The following is a 21,079-nucleotide window of genomic DNA, read 5'->3' as shown; positions in this document are numbered from 1 at the left end:
ACCTTAATCAGGATATAAGTGTGAGTATTCAAAGTAAATTTATGTTTTTAAGTGATTTTTTTGTAGTAGAGTTTTGAGTTGTAATTCTTCACGCCGAATTCACGGTTGATCAGAAAGGCTTAAGTTGTGACATGGTTTGGTCGAAGCATATTGTAAAAAAAAGAGAGAATATAATATTCTCTCTTTAACTAAATTATTAAGTTAGGACTAGGCTTCTACAGTTTGTACTGCAATCTTTTTAGCAGGGTCTACTTTGCGGCGTACTGCTGGTACAGGCTCACCATGATATTGGCGATCAGCAAAGTAGCTTGAACGAACCATTGGTGCAGACCAGATATTTCTGAAACCGAGTTTACGACCATGTTCTGCATAACGCTCGAATTCTTCTGGTGTGACAAAGCGGTCGATTGGTGCATGTTGCTTAGATGGTTGTAGATATTGACCAATCGTTACGTAATCAACGTCGTGAGCACGAAGATCATCAAGCAATGCAATCACTTCTTCTTCTGTCTCACCAATACCAACCATCAAACCACATTTAGTCGGTACATCAGGGCAGTATTCTTTAAACATTTTCAAAAGATTTAAGGAATGTTGATAGTCTGAACCTGGACGCATTGCTTTATATAAACGCGGAACAGTTTCAATATTGTGATTGAAAACATCAGGTGGACATTCAGTCATGATACGTAAAGCGATATCCATACGACCACGGAAATCAGGAACTAGAATTTCCAATAAAGTTTTCGGACTCAAAGCGCGGGCTTCTTTGATACAATCAACAAAGTGTTGAGCACCACCATCTAGCAGATCATCACGATCCACCGATGTAATTACGGCATATTTTAAACCAAGATTGGAAATCGTCTCTGCCATATGGCGTGGTTCATCAGGATCAAGTGCATTTGGGCGACCATGTGCGACGTCACAGAATGGACAACGGCGAGTACAAATATCACCCATAATCATGAATGTCGCAGTACCGCCACCAAAACACTCTGGTAGATTAGGGCAGGCTGCTTCTTCGCAGACTGTATGAAGTTTTTGCGAACGTAGCGTTGTTTTGATGCGCTGAACTTCGTCTGGGGCTGTCATTTTGACGCGAATCCAGTCTGGCTTGCGAGGCACTTCAACCGTAGGGATAACTTTTACAGGAATTCTTGCGACTTTTTCTGCGCCACGAAGTTTTTGACCCTGTTCAGGTTTACGGTGTTCAGACATATCTTTTCTACAACCTTTGATTTCAAATCTCTTGTTATTATAGTCAAATTTGCTGCGGGATAGGACGAATTAGGTATTCATTTTAAAAATGTCTATATATAAAATATACGATTGAGAAATATATCAATTCAACGCATATTAGTTATCATATATTTAGAAATACGCAGCGAGAAATCAAAGGAGCTTTTAATGCCACGTAAGAAAGAGGTCGTTGGTGGGAATATTGTCAAATATGATGCAGTAATTCTCGGTTCTGGCCCAGCTGGTGAAGGCGCGGCAATGAAGCTAGCTAAAGCAGGTAGACGTGTAGCAATTGTTGATGTTCGTGATCAACTAGGTGGTAACTGTGCACATGTAGGTACGATTCCAAGTAAAGCATTACGACAAACTGTTTCGAGTATTATCCGTTATCAGCGTGATCCGATGTTTCAAAAAGTAGGTGAGTGGAAACAGTTCACGATGAAACAGGTATTACGAAATGCGCACAAAGTCATTCAACAACAAGTAGATACACATACCCGTTTTTACGATCGTAATAAAATTGAAGTTTTTCATGGTCGTGCATATATCCAAGATAAAAATACGGTTTTAATTTTTGGTCAGGATGGTATTAAAGATACCATCATTTGTAAGCAGATCGTGATTGCTACTGGTAGTCGTCCATACCAACCGCAAGGACTAGACTTCAATCATCCACGTGTCTTTGATTCAGATAAGATTTTAGATCTTGATTATACGATCCAAAAAATTATCATTTATGGTGCGGGTGTAATTGGTTGTGAGTATGCATCGATCTTTATTGGGTTAGACCATAAGGTTGATTTGATTAACACACAACAAAAGTTACTCAGTTACTTGGATGATGAGATCGCAGATGCATTGTCATATCACTTGCGTGAACAGGGTGTGTTGATTCGTCACAATGAGCAAATTGATCGTTTAGAAACCTTTGATGATCATGTGGTTCTACACTTGCTCAGTGGTAAGAAAATCAAAGCAGATGCAATCTTGTGGTGTAATGGGCGTTCAGGCAACACGGATGGTTTAGGTCTAGAAAATGTTGGTTTAGTACCGAATAGCCGTGGTCAATTAATGGTAAATGATCAATATCAAACTGAAGTGGAAAATATTTTTGCAGCAGGTGATGTAATCGGTTGGCCGTCACTCGCATCGGCAGCATATGACCAAGGGCGTTGTGCGGGTGCAAATATGGTTGGCGAGAAAAATGTCAAACCAATTAAAGATGTACCGACGGGCATTTACACCATTCCAGAAATTTCCTCGATTGGTAAAACTGAACAGGAACTGACTGAAGAAAGAATCCCATACGAAGTTGGACAAGCGTCTTTCCGTCATTTAGCTCGTGCACAAATTACAGGGGATACGGTGGGGGAATTAAAGATACTATTCCATCGTGATACCTTAGAAGTGTTAGGTATTCACTGTTTCGGGAACAATGCTGCTGAGATTATTCACATTGGTCAGGTGGTGATGCATAGTCCAAACAATACCTTGAAGTATTTTGTTGAAACAACTTTTAACTACCCAACGATGGCAGAAGCTTATCGTGTGGCCGCTTTAAACGGTATCAATCGTTTATTCTAAGCGAAGGATATTGTCTGATATTATAAAAATGCCAATCAAGTTGATTGGCATTTTTACATTGTGAACGAAAGAAAGGTAAGAATGAAAAGTCAAAAAAATAATTGGATCTTATTGATTGTCATTGCGTTACTGGTATTTGCTTATATTGGCTTGGATCTTAAGCAAAATAGTACACAACGTGGAGAAGCATCCTCATCAGTTGAGCAGCATGGTGTTGATGATCAAGCCAAGATCATGCAAGCCTTTCAGCAGCAACGAAGCAAACTTCAGGTGCGTTCACATGGAACTGTGAAGGCGGTTCTTCCCGATGATAACGATGGCTCTAGGCACCAACGAATGATCCTCCAACTGGAGAATGGTTTGACGCTATTGATTGCACATAATATTGACTTGGCACCTAGAGTAGAGCAATTGAAAAAAGGTGATGTTGTAGAGTTTTATGGCGTATATGAATATAACGATAAAGGTGGGGTGATTCACTGGACGCATCATGACCCAAGAAGAAAACATATCGATGGTTGGTTAAAGCATAATGGACGAATATATCAATAAATTCTTCTAAAATAACAAGGTCTGTCTATGTAACAGACCTTGTCTAGAAAGATATGCGCTAAATCAGCTTGTAACCGCCAATTTTTGACGAGATTTCCATTTAGGTAGGACTTTAGCTAAATAAGCATCCATACACCATACAGGGCCAATCAGAAGGAATTGTAAGTCTTTAAAGAATGACGGCTTCTTACCTTCAACTTTATGTCCGTAAAATTGACCGATCCACGCAATGACAAAGATTCCAATATAAAAGCCGACGCCGACTGGAAGGATGATGATTAACCATGCCATTACTGCGAGAAGTGCAGCCATCGCGACAGCAAGTACAATGTCCAAACGTGCATAAAACACTAAAGTGAGCACAAGCAATAGAGCAGTGAGTAAGGTGCTAAAGTGCGCCAGAATACCAATGATTGAAAACAAGATCGCTGGAACGCAAACCCAATGGATTTTCTTATTGGTTTGATTTTGATGACTATCGCTATATTCCTCAAACCACTCATCGATCGATTTCACAGTGCTCTCCTTGCAATAATATTTTTTTAATTTTTTCAATATACCGAAGAATAGTTTTAGCGTCAAAAGGATTGAGAGGGACGTTTGATTAGGATGGCAATAAAAAAAGCCACACTAGGTGGCTTTTTTGGATTGTATGACTGGTCTTAGCTTAAGAGTTAGGTCCGTCTACACGTTCGATACTAACTTTACCCAGACCTGCATTTGTAAGTCCGATTTGTTTCGCCGCACCATAAGATAAATCAAGTACACGGTTACCATGGAAAGGACCACGATCATTAACCTTTACCACAACACTTTTACCATTATCTCGATTGGTTACGCGAATATAGCAGTTTAGCGGAAGGCTACGGTGTGCAGCGGTCATTGCATTCATATCGAATGTTTCACCGCTTGCAGTTTTACGGCCGTGGAATTGACGACCATACCAAGAAGCAACACCAGTTTGACTAAACTTACGTACAGTGTTTGATGCAACTGTATTCAGTTTTTCAATCACTGAAGGCTCTTCTTCAGGGATGTCGATTTTAGCAGCGATCGTTTGACGACGTACTTGGTCACCTGAGCGCTCAGTGATTGAAAGACTATTTACGTTAGAAAGACGCGAATTAAAATTTTGAGAATCTTTGCTAAGAACGCGGGCTGCCAAATTAGAACCTTCAACATCGCTGTTTAACGATGAAGACTGAACCATTTCAGCATGTAACGGGCTTAAACTTAAGCCTGCCGTCAGCGCTAGAATATATTTTAGCGAAAACTGCATTGTATAAACTCCTAGAGAACATGCTTTTCTATTTCAACAAAAAAACCTGAAATATAGTGCACATGTCTAATTATTCACTTTTGCAATTTGCAATTTGGAGGGCAGTTTTAACCATTTTATGCGTTTTAACGGCCCGTTCACTTGGTGTGGATAATATTCATCGCTTGCGAAGTGTGTCTAGTCATTGGAGATAAATAGCAACAAAAAGTACAAAAACACACAAATATTGATCAATAAATAATCAATATTGTAACAAAATATGTTTTTTGCTGATTTAGTATACTTTTGCTCTATTTATTTTATTGACTTTTTGTAAAGTCCTAAAAAGCTAGTCTATCGACTAGCTACTTCAGTGCCCAATAACCATACAGCAGTCGCGTACATACGGCTTCTGTTATAGGTTGTAATGACTTGGAAATTCGGATAAGTAATGTAATAAATCGGACCAGAACGATCTTGCAGTTGGATGACATTCACTAGATCAAGATCGTCGATTTTTACCAGCGGATTAACAGGTGTAATCCCAAGTCGTTTTAACTCACCATACGGTGTAGGGAGTGTCAAATCTTTTGCAATGATACTTTCTGGGTCATTTCCAAGATAACGTGCTGGAAAGCCAATCGGGCGATCTCGTTCCCAACCATGCTTCGCTAAATAATTCGCAATTGATCCAATCGCATCGATAGCAGAGTTTCTTAAGTCAATATGACCATTGCCATCGTAATCGACGCCCAGTTTTTGAATATTGCTCGGCATAAACTGAGGGTATCCAATTGCACCTGCATATGAACCGACGATACTATTGGTTGGATAACCTTCTTTGTAAGTCCATGCGATAAGCGCTGATAGTTCATCACTGAAGTAGTCAGCCCGACGTGGGTAGCCAAAAGCCAGCGTTGCTAAAGCATCGCGTGTTACGAAAGAACCTTTATTTGCCCCGTATCCTGTTTCTACGCCTAAAACCCCAAGGATCACTGCTTTAGGTACGCCAAATTGCTGTTCTGCACGATTTAGAGCATCTTCGTACTGGTTTTTAAAGCGGATACCACGCTGAATGGTACCTTCAACCAAAAACATAGATCGATATTCGTACCAAGGTTTACTTTCACCAGGACGTGTCATGATATTTAAAATGTTGGGCAGATTACGCGCACCACTCATAGCGGTATCAACTTGCTCGCTACTTAAACCATAAGTAGACATCGTTTTTTGCTTAAACGCTGAATAATTAGGGTGGGAGTAAAATTCATTGGCATGAACCCAATTACAGCTTAAGAATAAACCTGCACTTAAGCTAAGAAATCGAACTGTTTTATTTAGAGTGTTATTCAACATATGTTTATAAAATTCCTCGTTATCGATGCGTATGAATAGACATAACCAGTCCAAAAGTCGCCATAAGTGTAATAATTGCAGTTCCACCGTAGCTCATAAAAGGCAACGGCACGCCCACTACAGGTAAAATACCACTGACCATGCCTGCATTTACAAATACATAAACAAAAAATGACAAACCAAATGCGCCAGCAACTAAACGACCATAGTTATGGAAACTTTGTAGACCAATTTGAAAGGTTCTAAAAATAATTGCGAAATATAATAGGATCAGCAGCGTCACACCAATTAAACCAAACTCTTCTGAATAAGCGGCAATAATGAAGTCGGTGTGACCTTCTGGTAAAAAATGTAGATGTGACTGGGTACCCTCTAAAAAACCTTTTCCAGAAAAGCCACCTGAGCCAATCGCTGTTTTCGACTGAATAATGTTCCAACCTGTGCCTAAAGCATCTGCTTCAGGGTTTAATAAAGTTAGTACACGTTGCCGTTGATAATTGTGTAGTAAAAAGTGCCATGCAATTGGGATCACGATCGCAACCGCACCCGCAGCTGCGGCAATTAATTTCCAAGATAAACCACTCAAGAAAAGCACAAAAATCCCACTTGCAATCACCAATAATGACGTGCCTAGATCGGGCTGTTCAGCAATCAGTACAAAAGGAATCAGAATCAGGATAAGTGATAGAAAAACCTGAGATAAACTAGGTGGAAGCGCTTTACGAGACAAAAACCATGCGATCATCATCGGCATGCCAATTTTCATAAATTCACTGGGTTGGACACTTCCAAAGCCGGGGATATCGATCCAACGCTGTGCCCCCATACGCACTTCACCAAAAATCATCACCGCAAGTAAAGATAGAACCCCAAAAGCATAAAAATAAGGGGAAAATGCCTGATAAACCTTGGGTGGAATTTGCGCTAAACTCAACATAACCACAAAGCCAATACAAAAACTGATGGCTTGTCGACTGACTAAGCCGACGTTTTGTGCTGACGCGCTATATAAGATGGTTAGCCCAAGAATGGCATTTAGAATCAAAAAAAGACAAAGCCATGGGTCGATATGCAGTTGTTGCCAACGGGAAGGCTGTGTCGCTGTGCTTAAGCCATCACGAGGTGCTTGACGTAAAAATTTGTATTGGGAGCTTGGAGACATGCGATTCTAGATCAGGGAAATCAAGGCTTCGGGAATGCTAACATAAACGCTGATTTAGACAATGAAAATTTAGAAATTGTGACACTTCTTGGTTTTAAATCGGCATAAAAAAAGCGACGATTTTACAATCATCGCTTTGATATGAATGCTAGCTTATTTTTGAATCAACAGCTGGTCAAAGTGTTTGGTAAATACTTCTAACTCAGCTTGACTTAAACTTGGAATAAGTTTTTTGATAACGATATGTACAGCAGTTTCAACACCACTGGTTGCAACACTTGCAACACCTCGTTTAACCATACCTAGACCAAGTGTTTTGTTGTACTCAGTCATAAAATGTTGGATAAGTGCATCAGCGAAAGATTTAAATTGTTGGGTTAAAGCGTCACGCTGAGCTTTACCATTACCCGCTTGAACTTCAGCAAAGCTTTTCTTCATCTCTGTGACTAAGCTATCCGGCAAAACGGTACCAATACGTTGCTTACCATCATTGTCAGTAAACAAACTCTTTTCCATAAAGGCTAAAGATTCTAAGACTTGTTCGTTAGATGTTTTGCCTAGAAGCTGTTTCATCAAGGTTTCGACAATGCTACGAATTTTAATCGCAAGTCCTTCAGTGGTATCACGTTTTTCACTTGGTGGAAATTGTTGAACCAAATGAACCAACATGGTGTCAATTAACTCATCAGTAAGCTGAAGAGAAATTTTGTCACGTAAAGGGTATTGTGGCTCTTTACTATCACGATTGGCTTGTGCAAGTTGAATATCCTGACTCAAACTTGCTGACGGAAGAATACCGAAATAACTGGTCATTGAAGAACGTCCTCTATATCAAATTTATTCGTTTTATTGTCGTGCCAAGCGAATTGGCTCAGGCATCCATGACAAATCAGATACTCGACATGGATTAATATCCAATCCACCACGGCGAGTATAAGTCGCATAGACCATCAGCTTTTGAGGTCCTAGCAATTTCCAAATGTCAGCGAAAATTTGCTCAACACATTGCTCATGAAAACCATTATGCTGACGGTAGGAGATAATATAGGCTAATAGGCTGCGATAACAAGGTTTTTTGCCTTGAAAACGAATAAAAATCGTACCCCAGTCAGGCTGACCAGTAACGGGACAATTACTTCTTAATAAATGTGAGTGCAACGTGATTTCGACATCGTCTTCAGCTGTTGTATCTAGTTGCAATAACGTTGAGTCAGGATGTTCAGATAAGCGCTCTGGGACCAAGTCATCGATACAGATTCCTTGTGGTTTCGAAATTTCTAGCTCATCAACCTGAAAAAGTTGCAGCTCAATTTTTGCACCTGCAGCAGAGGATAAATCACGCTCAACAGTTTCGATGAATGCTTCTTTTGAATCAAACTTTGTGAAATTCAAGCTATTGAAATAAAGTTTAAGCGACTTTGATTCAATTAAGTTCGGTGAGCTAGCAGGCAGTGTTAAGCGACCAATGGCAACCTGAGGTAGACCTAACTGATTGAGCCATGAAATCTCAAATACATGCCACCAGTCTTTACCTTGAGTGATTCCTTCAACATCTGTATATTGTTGACGAGATTCAGCACGAGAGATTGGAAATAAAACCTCCGGCTGATATTGAGTTGGGTATTGGGTTTCTTTACCCAATTGAGAATGTTCAACACTCATTCACGCATTCCTGAACCACGAGCCAATAAATGATAAGCGATTGCATATAAGACGACACAGCAAAGTGTCACAATGCCTAAAGAAAAGGAAACATTGACATCACTGTGTCCCAAAATGCCAAAGCGGAAAGCATTGACCATATATACAATCGGATTAATTAAGGATAAGTTTTGCCAAAATGGGCTTAGTGCACTAATCGCATAAAAAACACCGCCTAAATAGGTGAGGGGGGTTAGAACAAAGGTTGGGATAATCGAGATATCATCAAACGACTTTGCGTATACAGCATTAATAAAACCGCCAAGAGAGAACAATAATGAAGTAATAATGACGGTATATATTGTCACGAAGAAATTATAAATTTCTAGATGCGTAAAGAACAGACTCATCAAGGTTACAATCAAGCCAACCAAGACACCACGACAGACACCACCAATTACATAGCCCCAAAGGATTAGATGCAATGGCACTGGACTCATAATCAGTTCTTCAATGCTTTTTTGGAATTTTGCACTAAAGAAACTTGAAGAAACGTTGGCGTAACTGTTGGTAATGACTGCCATCATGATTAAGCCTGGTACAATGAATTGCATATAGCTAAAGCCACCCATTTCACCGATACGTGATCCCACTAGATTCCCGAAAATCACAAAATATAAACTCATCGTGATCGCAGGTGGAAGCAAGGTCTGTGGCCAGATTCGCATAAAGCGGCGTATTTCTTTAACAACTAAAGTCCACAGTGCGGTTTGTAACTGACTAAAGTTCATTGATCCGCTCCTGTAAGATTTTTTTCAACCATTTTGACGAACAATTCTTCCAGACGATTTGATTTATTGCGCATACTACTGACTTGAATATTTTGAGATTGCAATAACAAAAATAAGTCATTCATGTTATGTGCTTTATCCATGGTGACTTCTAAAGTAACTGAGTCGATCAAATTAAATTTGAAACCAATAATATTTAAATCCATGTGATTTATAGGTTCAGCCAAATCACAAATGAACGATTCTTCATTGAGTTGATTGAGGAAGCCTTTCATCGAAGTGTCTTCTTTAATCACACCGCGATCAATAATTGCGATGCGGCGGCATAGCATTTCTGCTTCTTCAAGATAGTGTGTGGTGAGAATGATGGATGTACCTTTTTCATTCATTTCCGTTAGAAATTCCCACATTGAACGACGTAATTCAATATCCACACCAGCTGTTGGTTCATCAAGAATCAATAGTTTAGGTTCATGCATCATGGCACGAGCAATCATGAGGCGGCGTTTCATGCCACCTGAAAGCATACGTGATTGAATATTGCGTTTTTCCCACAATCCGAGTTTCTCTAAATAGTACTCTGCACGTTGTTCAGCTAACTTTTTAGGAATGCCATAATAACCAGCCTGAGTTACCAAGATATCAAATGTTTTTTCAAATTGACCGAAGTTGAATTCTTGTGGTACGACACCTAAACATTGTTTTGCATGTGAAGGGTGAGTATCTAAATTGTGGCCAAAGATCTCAACTGAACCTGATGTTTTTTTGGTTAGTGAGCTGATGATGCCGATCGTGGTTGATTTACCTGCACCATTAGGTCCTAATAATGCATAAAACTCACCTTCAGGCACGGTCAGATTAATACCTTTTAACGCCTGAAAACCATTACGATAAGTTTTGGACAAATCGCTCAATACCAAAGCATCAGTCATAAAACGTCTCACGTTATTAAATAGAATGGGTATTCTGAGCGATATGGAACAAGAAACCAAGTGTAAAAGTGGTTTATCTTGTTCTATATATAGAACAGCGTGGTAAAGCGTATAACAAGTGATTTCCTCTAGTGAAATTAAGCGTTAATCGTTTTAAATTGCCTAATCAAGAAATCAATAAAAATCTGTAATTTCTTTGATATGTTTTGACCATTTGGATAGAGGGCGTAAAAGTTCATCATTGGACTATGGTAGTCCTCCAAACATCTTGAAATTTCTCCAGCATCAAAATATTTTTTTGCAATAAAATCAGGTAAAAAGACGATTCCGTGACCTTTGGTGCATAAATCTAGCAAGAGGTCTCCATTGTTACAGATAAATTTTGGATAACATTGGATCAACTCTGTTGTTTCATTTCTACTGAGGGTGATTTTATTGTGGCTGTTTTTTTGGCTATACAGCAAAATGTCATGCTTTTTTAGATCATCGATTGTATTTGGTATTCCTTTTTTATCAAGATATTCTTTTGATGCGTAAAAGCTTCGTTTATAAGTGCCAATCACCGTATTTTGGAAATTGTGATCTGCTACGTCATCAACTCTCAATGTTAGGTCAAATTGTTGCTCATAAATATCAACAAAACTGTCTGTTAGATATAAATCGATTTTAATGAAAGGAAATTGTTGAATAAAATCAGAAATAATATCGGTGAGAACGTCCCGGCTAAAGGACAGAGGAGCATTGATTTTTAGCTCACCTTCAGGATATTGCTGATCATAACTAATTTCATATTTTGCCCATTCTAATTCACTCATCATGACTTTCGCATGTTGATAAAATTTTTCTCCACAGGGCGTTAAATTCATTCGACGTGTTGTTCTGATAAAAAGCGAGACTTTTAAATCATTCTCAAGATATTGAATTCTTTTAGAAACTAAATCCCTTGAAATATTTAAATTTTTAGCTGAAGTACTAAAATTCCCATGTTCAACGACGCTTAAAAACGTATTGATGCAATCGATTCTGTCCATGGTTTATCCAATTGAAAGCTATTAAATTTATCTTTATGCATTTGAGCGAACTAAGCAAGTATGTTTCCAATTGTCTTTAAATTGCAGACAAACTGATTCAATTTTGCCATCTATTTTTTTACATTCCGTTTTGTTTTCATAGAACTACATTGTTTACAGTTACTATGTTGAGTTTGAAAATGAACAAATCACTTTTAGAACAATTATCACCAACAAATTGCCAAGTTATCTTCATTGATCATCAGCCACAAATGGCTTTTGGGGTACAGTCAATTGACCGCCAAGTCCTTAAAAATAATACGGTTGGTTTAGCTAAAGCGGCAAAAGTTTTTGGTATTCCAGTCACAATTACCACGGTTGAAACGGAGAGCTTCTCAGGTCACACCTATCCAGAATTGTTGGATGTTTTTCCAGACGCTCCTTTGCTTGAACGTACATCAATGAATTCTTGGGACGATCAAAAAGTTCGTGATGCTCTCGCCAAAAACAATCGTAAGAAAGTGATTGTTTCTGGTTTGTGGACAGAGGTTTGCAATAATACTTTTGCTTTTGGTGCAATGCTTGAAGGCGATTATGAGATTTATATGGTTGCAGATGCTTCTGGTGGTACATCTAAAGAAGCACATGACTACTCGATGCAACGTATGATTCAAGCAGGCGTAGTGCCTGTGACATGGCAACAAGTTTTACTGGAGTGGCAACGTGATTGGGCGCACCGTGAAACTTATGATGCAGTGATGAATATTGTCCGTGAGCATTCGGGTGCTTATGGTATGGGTGTCGACTATGCCTATACCATGGTACATAAAGCACCTGAACGTACAACAACGAATCACCAAGTTGTGCCACCTGTTCCTGCAAAATAATAGATCATGAAAGGCATGATTTCATGCCTTTCTTTTTGCTTATCATAAAAAATGGTGGGGTGAAAAATGTCTCAAATCGATTTAATTCTTAGAAATGCAAAAATTACGACTTTGAATCCACAGCAACCTGAAGCTCAAGCGATTGCTATTACAGCGGGTAAAGTCGTTGCCGTAGATGATAATGATAAAATTATGAAAATGGCATCAGCGACCACGAAAGTCGTTGATTTAAATGGTCGTCGCGTAATTCCTGGTTTAAATGACAGTCACTTACATTTAATTCGTGGTGGTCTGCATTATAACATGGAGTTGCGATGGGAAGGCGTTCCCTCAGTTGCTGATGCATTACGATTATTGAAAGCGCAGGCTGAAAATACACCAGCTCCTCAATGGGTACGTGTTGTTGGTGGTTGGAATGAATTTCAATTTGTTGAGCGTCGTCTACCGACATTGGATGAGATCAATAAAGCCGCACCAGATACACCTGTATTTATTCTACATTTATATGCAAAAGCAATGCTGAATCGAGCAGCTTTAGATGCACTTGGTTTTAATAAAGATACGCCTGACCCACCTGGTGGAACGATTCAACGCAATGAAAAAGGCGAACCGACTGGTCTGTTATTGGCAACACCTTCAGCGATGATTTTGTATTCAACATTGGGTAAAGCACCAATCCTTGAACGAGATGATCAAATCAATTCAACGCGTCATTTTATGCGTGAGCTAAATCGCTTAGGTATTACCTCATTAATTGATGCAGGTGGTGGTGGGCAAAATTATCCAGAAGATTATGATGTTATTCAACATCTGCACCAAAAAGAGCAGATGACGGTACGCGTTGCTTACAACTTATTTGCACAAAAAGCAGGGCAGGAATATCAGGACTATCAAAAGTGGACTGAGATGACCTTTCCTGGTGATGGTGATGCATTCTTACAAATGAATGGTGCTGGTGAAAACTTGACATGGTCTGCTGCCGATTTCGAGAACTTTCTCGAGCCACGCCCAGAACTGGTTAAGAGTATGGATGCAGAGTTAGAGCGCATCGTAGAGTTGCTTGCTGAGAAAAAATGGCCATTCCGTATTCATGCGACTTATGATGAAAGTATTGAGCGATTCCTCGATGTATTTGAACGTGTCAATGAGCGCAAACCTTTTGCTACTCGATTTATTATTGATCATGCAGAAACAGTGTCAGAAAAGAACATAGAGCGAATTGGTGCTTTGGGTGGTGGTATCGCAATTCAACACCGCATGGCTTTCCAAGGCGAATACTTTGTCGATCGTTATGGCGCGGCAGCTGCAAAAGCTACGCCACCAGTGAAAAAGATGCTTGAGTTAGGTGTGCCCGTTGGGGCAGGTACAGATGCGACGCGAGTCGCCTCATATAATCCATGGGTCTGCTTATATTGGTTAACCACTGGCAAAACCGTTGGCGGACTACCGCTGTACGATGAGAAGAACTTGTTAGATCGCCAGACAGCATTGAAACTTTGGACTAAAGGTTCGGCATGGTTCTCAGGGGAAGCTGGTGTGAAAGGTGCTTTGGTGCAAGGTGAGTTAGCCGATTTAGTCGTGCTATCCGATGATTATTTCTCAGTTGAGGCTGAAGAAATAAAGAATATTGAATCAGTAATGACCGTATTAGGTGGAAAAATCGTATATGCGGGTGCTGAATTTAAACAGGATGATTCACCATTACCTCCAGCCTCGCCAACATGGTCGCCTGTGAGAAAGTTTGGGGGGTACTGGCGAGCTACAGAAAATCGCAATGCGCCGTCTAATCAACCATTGCAAGCTAAGTCTGCCGCTTGTGCATGCACCAATAGTTGTGGCATGCATGGTCATAGTCATGCATGGGTTCTCGATGTTCCTGTGAAAGATAAAAAATCTTTCTGGGGAGCATTAGGCTGTTCTTGCTTCGCATTTTAATCCTTTCTTTTGCTGAGGTATGACTTGATTGGTCATACCTCTGAGATTTCCGTGATGAAAATGTACCTCTTATCTTTAGGAGTGGGGTTATTGGTCGGCGTGTTGTATTACGTTTTGAATGTACGTTCGCCAGCTCCACCAATTGTTGCTTTAGTTGGATTGTTGGGTATGGTTGTGGGTGAAAAACTCATACCTCTGATTAAAGACTTTTTCCCTTCATAGCCTATTACGCTAGGTGTGATTTAAAAGCATATAAATTATTCAGTATTGTAGATCTTTAAATCATACATCTAGCCTCTTTTTAATTTCTTTTGTAGGGGGAGTGATGAAATATCTTTCGATTCAAACAAGAACAATGGCACTTTGTGGTTTTTATCTTTGTAGTGTGACTGCATCGACTTATATCTATGCAGATGAATTTTATTCACAAAATCGTCAGTATTTATTAGGAGATTGGAACGAAAAGCGTAGCAATCTATCTGATCATGGTATTGATTTTAATCTCTCTTTCACCAATGAAACCGCGACCAATATAGATGGTGGCTTTAACGATGATTCAACTGTTCGTAATGCTAATCAATGGACTTTTGGAACGACTTTAGATCTGGAAAAATTGAGTGGTTGGCGGAATACTCAAGCAAAAATTAGTATCAGCAAACGAGATGGTCGATCATTATCTACGGACCGTATAGCTGATCCAAGAACTGGTCAATTTAGTAACGTGCAAGAGATTAGTGGACGTGGCCCTGTTTGGCGATTGAGTCAGGCTTCGATTCAAAAGGGTTTTGAGCAACAAGGAATCACTGTAAAGCTAGGTCGAATGAATATGGGGGAGGATTTCAATTCTGCACCCTGCGAGTTCCAAAACTTAACACTTTGTGGCTCTCAAGTCGGTAAAACTGTTTCTGAACTCTGGTATAACTGGCCCATTACGGTTTGGGCTGCAAATATTAAATATAATCTCAATTCCGCTTCAACTTTAGCTTTAGGCGTGTATGAATCCAATCCTGAAAATACAAAAAGGAGTAAAGGCTTTAATCTAAGTACGGATGGTTCAAAAGGTGTGTTAATCCCTGTGGAGTGGGTTTGGAGACCACAGCCAAATGGTTTAAATGGCATCTATCGCTTCGGTGCATTTTATAGTACGGCTGACGCGATTGATGTGTTAAGAGATGCGCAAGGCGAAGCCCAATTATTATCTCAACAACGACAAGTACATTCAGGCAAATACAATTCTTGGTTTGTGGCACAACAACAGTTGACACAACATTCTGATGACCCTAAACGCGGGCTAACACTTTTTCTCAATTTAAATATCAATGATAAAGCCACTTCAGAGCTTCTGGGTTCACAACAGATTGCTTTGCAATATAAAGGCTTATTTGATGCTCGACCAAATGATTCGATCGGATTGGGTGTGTCAAGAACGGAAGTAAATAAACAATTAAGGGCACGACAGAGATTAGAAAATGAAATCAATCAAATCACAGATTATCAAAATCCAGCGTATGTGCCTATTCAATATGATGAAACAAACGTTGAGCTGAATTACACGTTTAATTGGTCACCTAGTGTGATGTTGCGTCCCAATCTTCAGTTTGTACATCAGGCCGGTGGTCTCAAAGAAATTAAAGATGCTTGGGTATTTGGACTCACTACACGGTTAAATTTCTAATTCAACAATAAATAAGGTGAAAATGATGCAAACAGAATTTGAGAGAAAACATAGCGTTTGGAGAACATGCCGTGATCCTGTTTTATTAACGATTGTCGGTGGTGCAATCGATACTATTGGTTTTATCGCCTTATTCGGTTTTTTTACGGCACACGTAACAGGTAACTTGGTTTTAGCTGGTGCTGCTTGGGTTAAAGGTGGTGCAGGGTTATGGATCAAACTGGCTGCCATTCCGCTATTTATTCTAACCGTTGCAATCACTAAATATTTGATTGATAAAAGCAGTCAAAAAAGAAAAACTTTATCTGCTCTATTTCTAGCCGAAGCAATATTTCTAACAGCTTTTATGCTGGCAGGTATTTATTTTGAACCTTTTACTAACCCAGATAGCATTACGATTGCGGTGACTGGCGGATTAGGATTAATTGCTTTGGCGATACGTAATACCTCGAGTAAAACACTGATTAAGCATATCAGCCCAAGTACGATGATGACAGGAAACACGACTCAACTCGGCATTGATCTCTCAAACTATCTTCGAAATCGTTCCTTAGACAATCGGAGCAAGCTTGAACATAGTTTAAGTATTGTTTTAGGTTTCGTTATTGGGGCTTTTTTAGGTGCGTTACTTTATGTTTATTTAGATTTTTGGAGTGTTGCATTCTTTATTTTACCAGTCTTGTATCTATCATTTTTAGCTTCTCAAGACCGCTTTATTATGCCTGAAACCTAGAGGTTAAAATGGATAAAAGTAGATTGGAGGCAATTAGTGATGGCGTGATTGCAATTGTCATTACAGTGATGTTAATTGAGCTGAATATCCCTCAGGGTAATACCTTTGCTGCCTTACAGCATGAGTTGCATACGCTTCTCAGTTATGTGCTGAGCTTTATTTATCTTGGGATTTATTGGAGTAATCATCATCATTTGTTCCAATTAGTCAAAACGGTAAATGGAAAAATCATGTGGGTTAATTTACATCTGATTTTTTGGCTCACCATGATTCCTTTTACAACAGCGTGGTCTGCACAAAGTAATTATGCACCCATTCCTACAGCGGCTTTTGCTTTTATTTTGTTCATGTGCTCATTGGCTTATGATATCCTCGAACGATTGATTATGCGCGAACAGGGTGACAACTCAATAGCTCGAAAAGTCTTAGGCAAAGATAAGAAACTCGCAGTCTCTGTTATGTTGTACGCTAGTTCGATTTTTTTGAGTTTTATTGATACTCGTCTCACTCTATTTATTTTGATTTTGTTAGCAATGTTGTGGTTTTTTCCAAACAAGCACATTGAAGACTATTGTTCAGCAAAACAAGAGTAAGCGTTGTACTCATTGAGTGAGAGGAAAATTTTAAAAATGGGCTATTTTAATTTTTCTCTGTTGGTGGGCTGTCTGTTTTTAATCAGCGCATGTCAGGCAATTCATTTAAAAGAAGAAAAATTAAGCCACGCATTAAAAAGTAAAGTTGATAATTTTCTACTCACCAATAAATTTAGTTATCAAACGGAAAACTTACTTTATTTGACGAAAACTAATCAAGTGCAATGCCTGAATAACGTAGATGCTTGTGTTAATCAAATTAAAAAAATTAATGATAAAAAAGATGATTTCTATGCCGCGGTGAGTGAAATTTATTTAGCTAAAGCGATGAGCATGAATACTGACAGGTGCCATATGCTTGGTCAGATGAATAGTTGTCTAGATCAGAAATTGCATTTTTTAGATAAGAGCCTTCGCTATAGTTATGTTTATCTCTTTAAGTCAAATAGCTCAGCTCAAGAGCGTATTTTTGATTATCGTTTGAATCAAGTGCGGATTATTTATAATGTCTCGATTTCCCAAATGCTTACAAGCGCATTTAAACGTGATGGTCGACTGAGCGATATTTGCTTTGAATCACACTGTTATATTTTAGATTTTAAAAAATATCCAGCCTTAGAAGCACTCCCACTCAACTCATTTAAATCTAGTTATAACATGAACTTTTCTGGATTTAATATTGTAAATCGTCAGGATGGTTTAGGCGCTGAGTTTGTTGCGGAGCGTGAAGAAAAACCGATTCAGCCGAAATTTATTTTAAACCCACATGACTATTATAAAGGGCAGCCGAATCCTAATATCCACGCGCCTAAATTTTTTCCAATTACTGCGATAGCAGAGCCTAAAAAAGCCAGTTCAATCAATGAAATATTGGAAAATTCAAGCTTTAAAATACATTTGTTTGATCCTTTTCAAACAACATGGTTTGATGTTGAAGGATACCCTTATGTCATTACAGGAAATTATTCAGCGCCGTATGGTGCTTGGCTTGCTAAATACAATTTAGGTGCACTTGGTTATTGGACTTTAATTAATAAAGAACGCAATTTGATCATGCCGCATTTATATATGTTGGAGCCATACCATCCGCAGAAAAAAGTAGTGGTTTTAATTCATGGTTTGGCCAGCAGTCCAGAAGCTTGGGTTTCTTTGACTAATGATATTATTGGGGCTGAAGATCTGAGAGAAAACTATCAAGTTTGGAATGTTTTTTACTCAACAAATATGCCAATTTTCGAGAGCCGCTACCAAATTCATGCTTTGTTGCAACAAGCATTTAATCAACTTGATGCTTCAAGCCAAGCTGCCCATCAAGCTGTTTTGATCGGTCATAGTATGGGTGGGGTAATTAGTCGATTGCTTGTGAGTCAGGCTGATATTTCATCAGAAGCTGTAGAGAAAATGAATACAGCGCAGTTGGTACAATATCAACAACAAGCTGTGATCAAACAACGGTTTCAATTTGAGCCATTAACCAATTTCTCCCGAGCTATTTTTATTGCTGCGCCTCATCAAGGCACGCAATATGCGGACCGTTGGTTTACACAATTTGCCCGTAAAATTATAAAATTGCCACATGAGTTTTATACTGCGGTTGAGCAAGGTCAGCCGTTGAGCCGGTCAAATGAAAAAGGTTTGATTGAAAATGGTGCAGGTGATTTGAGTCATGGTTCTAAATTTATGCAGCTCAGCAAAGAGATTCAACCTAGCAAAGATGTTATTTATCATTCGATTGTTGGTAATTCAACTTCAGGACAATCGGTCGATAGAATGACTGATGGTATAGTGCCTTATCAAAGTTCTCATTTACCTAACGCTGCTTCAGAGTTGATTATTCGTGGTGGGCATTCTATCCAAGAAACACCAGAAGCTATTCTAGAAATACGACGTATATTGCGTTTACATTTAGCTCAAATAAAAGTTGAATCATAAAAGAAATCCCTAAGATATTCACTTAGGGATTGAGCTCAAATTTATGGAGCAATAAAGTGGCTTACCTTGGGTGGCGTATCGCCACTATGTAGTGCTTGTATCTCAGCTTGTAGTTTTTGATCCTCAAAAGTGACTCTTTCATGTTGACGTAAATGTTCTACCCATGAGCTTACCAAGAAATATTCAATAAACTTGCTGTCATTATTTGAATCTTGAAAAATCCCCCACGAGTAAGCACCATCTCTATATCGTTGATGTTTAAACATATCCATCAGTTGAATAAATTTATCTCGATTTTGTGCTGAAATCTGGTATTCAATAAAAATCATCACAGGTCCTCGATCTGGACGAATTTCATCTATGACCAGCGGGGCAGGCCAGTGTGAAGATGGTGCTAAGTTCAGCTCTTGTCCCTTAGCTAAATTAAAGAAGCGGCTAATCGGTAAAACCAAACATAAGCAGATTGAGGCTGTTAATAAGCTGGTTTGAATACTGGTAATGGAAGCAAGTTGTCCCCAAATCAAACTGCCAAGACTCATGGAGCCGAAGAAAAAAGTGACAAAGATTGCTAATCCTCGAGCACGAACCCATTCAGGTAATGACACTTGGGCAGATACATTGAGATTGGTGAGTACCGTAAGCCAAGAAAATCCAGCGATAAAACTAGCCATATAAGCCAAACCCAGATTCGGGATTAAAGCAAAAATAAACATGGCCAGTGCTGTGCCTAAACTACCAAAAACTACCAATTGATCGGTATTTAGCTTCTTTTTTAGCTTTGGCAAGGTAAATGCACCGACGACAGCACCGACACCGACCAATGCCAAAAGTGTTCCGTAGGTGGATGCACCACCTTGCAAGACCTCTTTTGCGATTAAAGGTAACATCGCCCAATAGGCGCTGGCGAATAGGAAAAAACTGATCGCACGAAATAAGGTGTTCTTTAACGCTTGACTATGAAAAGCGTAGCGTATACCGGTACGAATCGCGCCGAGTAGGTCTTCTTTGGGTAGCTGCCGTTGCATCGTTGGTGCTGGTTTCCACCAAAATAGCGCGGTGATTACGACTAAAAAAGTGAGTGCATTTAAGAAAAATGGGTAAGCTATACCTAAGGTTGTAATGATTAGACCTGCGATTGCAGGGCCAATTGCTCGACTGATATTAATCCCCACGCTGTTTACAGCAACTGCTTGTTGCAAAGCGGCTTTGGGAACAAGACTTGGAACGATTGCTTGCCAAACTGGCGCAGTAAATGCCGTACCAATTCCCATTAAAAAGGTAATGCCGATAATCGTGAGTGGTGTAACTGCATTAATATAGACTAAATATCCTAATAATAATGCGAACAGCGCTAAAAATGACTGAGTGACCAGTAAGATTTTTCGTCGATTAAAAATATCAGCGAAAGCACCTGCGGGTAACGCTAATAAAAATATCGGTAATGAAGTAGCAGTTTGAATGAGTGCGACCCAAATCGGTGAGTCGGTTAAACCTGCCATTAACCAGCCCGCACCGACATCATGCATCCATGTGCCAATATTGGAACAGACAGTCGCTATCCATAGAATTGTAAATGTTTTAGAGTGAAATGGATTTGTTGAATTAGACATTCGCCCCAAGCCCAAAGTAATTTTATATCTTTCTGTTATAGCTTGTTTTTCAGAGGGAATCAGTGGAATTTTTATTTTAATTTAATAGAAATTATTGAAAAGCAATTATGGTGCGCTCAGCGGGACTCGAACCCACGCCACAGGCTTCGGAGACCTGTACTCTATCCAGTTGAGCTATGAGCGCAT

General features: G+C 39.3%; 20 protein-coding genes and 1 tRNA gene. 9 read left to right on the top strand and 12 right to left on the bottom strand.

Going from position 1 to position 21,079, the window contains the following annotated elements:
• Positions 1-207: 207 nt before the first annotated feature.
• On the bottom strand, positions 208-1,221 hold the full coding sequence (gene lipA, locus DS737_RS09785) for a lipoyl synthase (protein ID WP_004638597.1): 1,014 nt from the start codon (positions 1,219-1,221) through the stop codon (positions 208-210).
• Positions 1,222-1,410: 189 nt separating this feature from the next.
• Here lipA and sthA point away from each other — a divergent pair, with 189 nt between their 5' ends.
• Together sthA and DS737_RS09775 are read left to right on the top strand one after the other, a co-directional pair.
• Complete coding sequence (sthA, locus tag DS737_RS09780; protein WP_004638598.1) at positions 1,411-2,826, top strand: Si-specific NAD(P)(+) transhydrogenase; 1,416 nt, start codon at positions 1,411-1,413, stop codon at positions 2,824-2,826.
• An 81-nt stretch (positions 2,827-2,907) separates the two neighbouring features.
• Positions 2,908-3,378, top strand: a complete 471-nt coding sequence (locus DS737_RS09775; RefSeq protein ID WP_113997417.1) for a DUF3465 domain-containing protein — start codon at positions 2,908-2,910, stop codon at positions 3,376-3,378.
• Between the two features lie 63 nt (positions 3,379-3,441).
• On the opposite strand, the gene DS737_RS09770 is transcribed toward DS737_RS09775, so the two are convergent.
• The 9 genes from DS737_RS09770 to DS737_RS09730 form a co-directional block, all read right to left on the bottom strand.
• Entirely contained in the window at positions 3,442-3,894 is a 453-nt protein-coding gene (locus DS737_RS09770) for an Mpo1 family 2-hydroxy fatty acid dioxygenase (RefSeq protein ID WP_113997416.1), read from the bottom strand.
• A 151-nt stretch (positions 3,895-4,045) separates the two neighbouring features.
• A complete protein-coding gene (locus tag DS737_RS09765) occupies positions 4,046-4,657 on the bottom strand; it encodes a septal ring lytic transglycosylase RlpA family protein (protein WP_109440275.1) in 612 nt (203 codons plus the stop codon).
• A gap of 333 nt (positions 4,658-4,990) precedes the next feature.
• On the bottom strand, positions 4,991-5,992 hold the full coding sequence (mltB, locus tag DS737_RS09760; RefSeq protein ID WP_004638602.1) for a lytic murein transglycosylase B: 1,002 nt from the start codon (positions 5,990-5,992) through the stop codon (positions 4,991-4,993).
• Between the two features lie 19 nt (positions 5,993-6,011).
• The gene (gene rodA / locus DS737_RS09755; RefSeq protein WP_113997415.1) at positions 6,012-7,154 is read right to left on the bottom strand and encodes a rod shape-determining protein RodA; all 1,143 of its coding nucleotides are present in this window, start codon (positions 7,152-7,154) and stop codon (positions 6,012-6,014) included.
• Between the two features lie 153 nt (positions 7,155-7,307).
• Positions 7,308-7,967 carry a hypothetical protein gene (locus tag DS737_RS09750; RefSeq protein ID WP_004638605.1) on the bottom strand — a complete coding sequence of 220 codons (660 nt, stop codon included), beginning with the start codon at positions 7,965-7,967 and terminating at the stop codon, positions 7,308-7,310.
• 33 nt (positions 7,968-8,000) lie between these two features.
• Positions 8,001-8,816 (bottom strand): NADPH-dependent 7-cyano-7-deazaguanine reductase QueF, encoded by an 816-nt coding sequence (gene queF, locus DS737_RS09745; RefSeq protein ID WP_113997414.1) that lies wholly within the window; start codon positions 8,814-8,816, stop codon positions 8,001-8,003.
• Positions 8,813-9,586, bottom strand: a complete 774-nt coding sequence (locus tag DS737_RS09740; RefSeq protein ID WP_004638607.1) for an ABC transporter permease — start codon at positions 9,584-9,586, stop codon at positions 8,813-8,815. The genes queF and DS737_RS09740 overlap by 4 nt, the downstream gene beginning before the upstream one ends.
• On the bottom strand, positions 9,583-10,518 hold the full coding sequence (locus DS737_RS09735) for an ABC transporter ATP-binding protein (RefSeq protein WP_005081178.1): 936 nt from the start codon (positions 10,516-10,518) through the stop codon (positions 9,583-9,585). The genes DS737_RS09740 and DS737_RS09735 overlap by 4 nt, the downstream gene beginning before the upstream one ends.
• A gap of 137 nt (positions 10,519-10,655) precedes the next feature.
• Positions 10,656-11,549, bottom strand: coding sequence for a LysR family transcriptional regulator (locus DS737_RS09730; protein WP_113997413.1), 894 nt, complete (start codon positions 11,547-11,549; stop codon positions 10,656-10,658).
• Between the two features lie 179 nt (positions 11,550-11,728).
• On the opposite strand from DS737_RS09730, the gene DS737_RS09725 reads away from it, so the two are divergent.
• From DS737_RS09725 to DS737_RS09695, 7 genes are all read left to right on the top strand, one after another.
• Positions 11,729-12,415 (top strand): hydrolase, encoded by a 687-nt coding sequence (locus DS737_RS09725; RefSeq protein WP_005081173.1) that lies wholly within the window; start codon positions 11,729-11,731, stop codon positions 12,413-12,415.
• Between the two features lie 66 nt (positions 12,416-12,481).
• Positions 12,482-14,350: an amidohydrolase gene (locus DS737_RS09720; RefSeq protein WP_113997412.1), complete on the top strand. Its 1,869-nt coding sequence runs from the start codon at positions 12,482-12,484 to the stop codon at positions 14,348-14,350.
• Between the two features lie 54 nt (positions 14,351-14,404).
• Positions 14,405-14,572: a DUF1427 family protein gene (locus DS737_RS09715; RefSeq protein WP_017394405.1), complete on the top strand. Its 168-nt coding sequence runs from the start codon at positions 14,405-14,407 to the stop codon at positions 14,570-14,572.
• A 103-nt stretch (positions 14,573-14,675) separates the two neighbouring features.
• Positions 14,676-16,025 (top strand): carbohydrate porin, encoded by a 1,350-nt coding sequence (locus DS737_RS09710; protein ID WP_113997411.1) that lies wholly within the window; start codon positions 14,676-14,678, stop codon positions 16,023-16,025.
• Positions 16,026-16,050: 25 nt separating this feature from the next.
• Positions 16,051-16,758, top strand: coding sequence for a YoaK family protein (locus DS737_RS09705; RefSeq protein ID WP_005081163.1), 708 nt, complete (start codon positions 16,051-16,053; stop codon positions 16,756-16,758).
• A gap of 8 nt (positions 16,759-16,766) precedes the next feature.
• Entirely contained in the window at positions 16,767-17,351 is a 585-nt protein-coding gene (locus DS737_RS09700) for a TMEM175 family protein (RefSeq protein ID WP_005081161.1), read from the top strand.
• Between the two features lie 36 nt (positions 17,352-17,387).
• Positions 17,388-19,283 (top strand): lipase family alpha/beta hydrolase, encoded by a 1,896-nt coding sequence (locus tag DS737_RS09695; protein ID WP_113997410.1) that lies wholly within the window; start codon positions 17,388-17,390, stop codon positions 19,281-19,283.
• 41 nt (positions 19,284-19,324) lie between these two features.
• On the opposite strand, the gene DS737_RS09690 is transcribed toward DS737_RS09695, so the two are convergent.
• The gene (locus tag DS737_RS09690) at positions 19,325-20,893 is read right to left on the bottom strand and encodes an MFS transporter (protein WP_080591906.1); all 1,569 of its coding nucleotides are present in this window, start codon (positions 20,891-20,893) and stop codon (positions 19,325-19,327) included.
• 108 nt (positions 20,894-21,001) lie between these two features.
• Positions 21,002-21,077, bottom strand: a tRNA-Arg gene (locus DS737_RS09685).
• Positions 21,078-21,079 lie beyond the last annotated feature (2 nt).

Source organism: Acinetobacter haemolyticus (assembly GCF_003323815.1).
Taxonomy (GTDB): Bacteria; Pseudomonadota; Gammaproteobacteria; order Pseudomonadales; family Moraxellaceae; genus Acinetobacter; species Acinetobacter haemolyticus.
This window is presented reverse-complemented; position numbering and strand designations above follow the sequence as displayed.

Excerpts from the sequence above, each read along its gene's own strand:
- lipA (WP_004638597.1), bottom strand. The coding sequence starts at position 1,221 with ATGTCTGAACACCGTAAACCTGAACAGGGTCAAAAACTTCGTGGCGCA.
- sthA (WP_004638598.1), top strand. The coding sequence starts at position 1,411 with ATGCCACGTAAGAAAGAGGTCGTTGGTGGGAATATTGTCAAATATGAT.
- DS737_RS09775 (WP_113997417.1), top strand. The coding sequence starts at position 2,908 with ATGAAAAGTCAAAAAAATAATTGGATCTTATTGATTGTCATTGCGTTA.
- DS737_RS09765 (WP_109440275.1), bottom strand. The coding sequence starts at position 4,657 with ATGCAGTTTTCGCTAAAATATATTCTAGCGCTGACGGCAGGCTTAAGT.
- mltB (WP_004638602.1), bottom strand. The coding sequence starts at position 5,992 with ATGTTGAATAACACTCTAAATAAAACAGTTCGATTTCTTAGCTTAAGT.
- rodA (WP_113997415.1), bottom strand. The coding sequence starts at position 7,154 with ATGTCTCCAAGCTCCCAATACAAATTTTTACGTCAAGCACCTCGTGAT.
- DS737_RS09750 (WP_004638605.1), bottom strand. The coding sequence starts at position 7,967 with ATGACCAGTTATTTCGGTATTCTTCCGTCAGCAAGTTTGAGTCAGGAT.
- queF (WP_113997414.1), bottom strand. The coding sequence starts at position 8,816 with ATGAGTGTTGAACATTCTCAATTGGGTAAAGAAACCCAATACCCAACT.
- DS737_RS09740 (WP_004638607.1), bottom strand. The coding sequence starts at position 9,586 with ATGAACTTTAGTCAGTTACAAACCGCACTGTGGACTTTAGTTGTTAAA.
- DS737_RS09735 (WP_005081178.1), bottom strand. The coding sequence starts at position 10,518 with ATGACTGATGCTTTGGTATTGAGCGATTTGTCCAAAACTTATCGTAAT.
- DS737_RS09730 (WP_113997413.1), bottom strand. The coding sequence starts at position 11,549 with ATGGACAGAATCGATTGCATCAATACGTTTTTAAGCGTCGTTGAACAT.
- DS737_RS09725 (WP_005081173.1), top strand. The coding sequence starts at position 11,729 with ATGAACAAATCACTTTTAGAACAATTATCACCAACAAATTGCCAAGTT.
- DS737_RS09720 (WP_113997412.1), top strand. The coding sequence starts at position 12,482 with ATGTCTCAAATCGATTTAATTCTTAGAAATGCAAAAATTACGACTTTG.
- DS737_RS09715 (WP_017394405.1), top strand. The coding sequence starts at position 14,405 with ATGAAAATGTACCTCTTATCTTTAGGAGTGGGGTTATTGGTCGGCGTG.
- DS737_RS09710 (WP_113997411.1), top strand. The coding sequence starts at position 14,676 with ATGAAATATCTTTCGATTCAAACAAGAACAATGGCACTTTGTGGTTTT.
- DS737_RS09705 (WP_005081163.1), top strand. The coding sequence starts at position 16,051 with ATGCAAACAGAATTTGAGAGAAAACATAGCGTTTGGAGAACATGCCGT.
- DS737_RS09700 (WP_005081161.1), top strand. The coding sequence starts at position 16,767 with ATGGATAAAAGTAGATTGGAGGCAATTAGTGATGGCGTGATTGCAATT.
- DS737_RS09695 (WP_113997410.1), top strand. The coding sequence starts at position 17,388 with ATGGGCTATTTTAATTTTTCTCTGTTGGTGGGCTGTCTGTTTTTAATC.
- DS737_RS09690 (WP_080591906.1), bottom strand. The coding sequence starts at position 20,893 with ATGTCTAATTCAACAAATCCATTTCACTCTAAAACATTTACAATTCTA.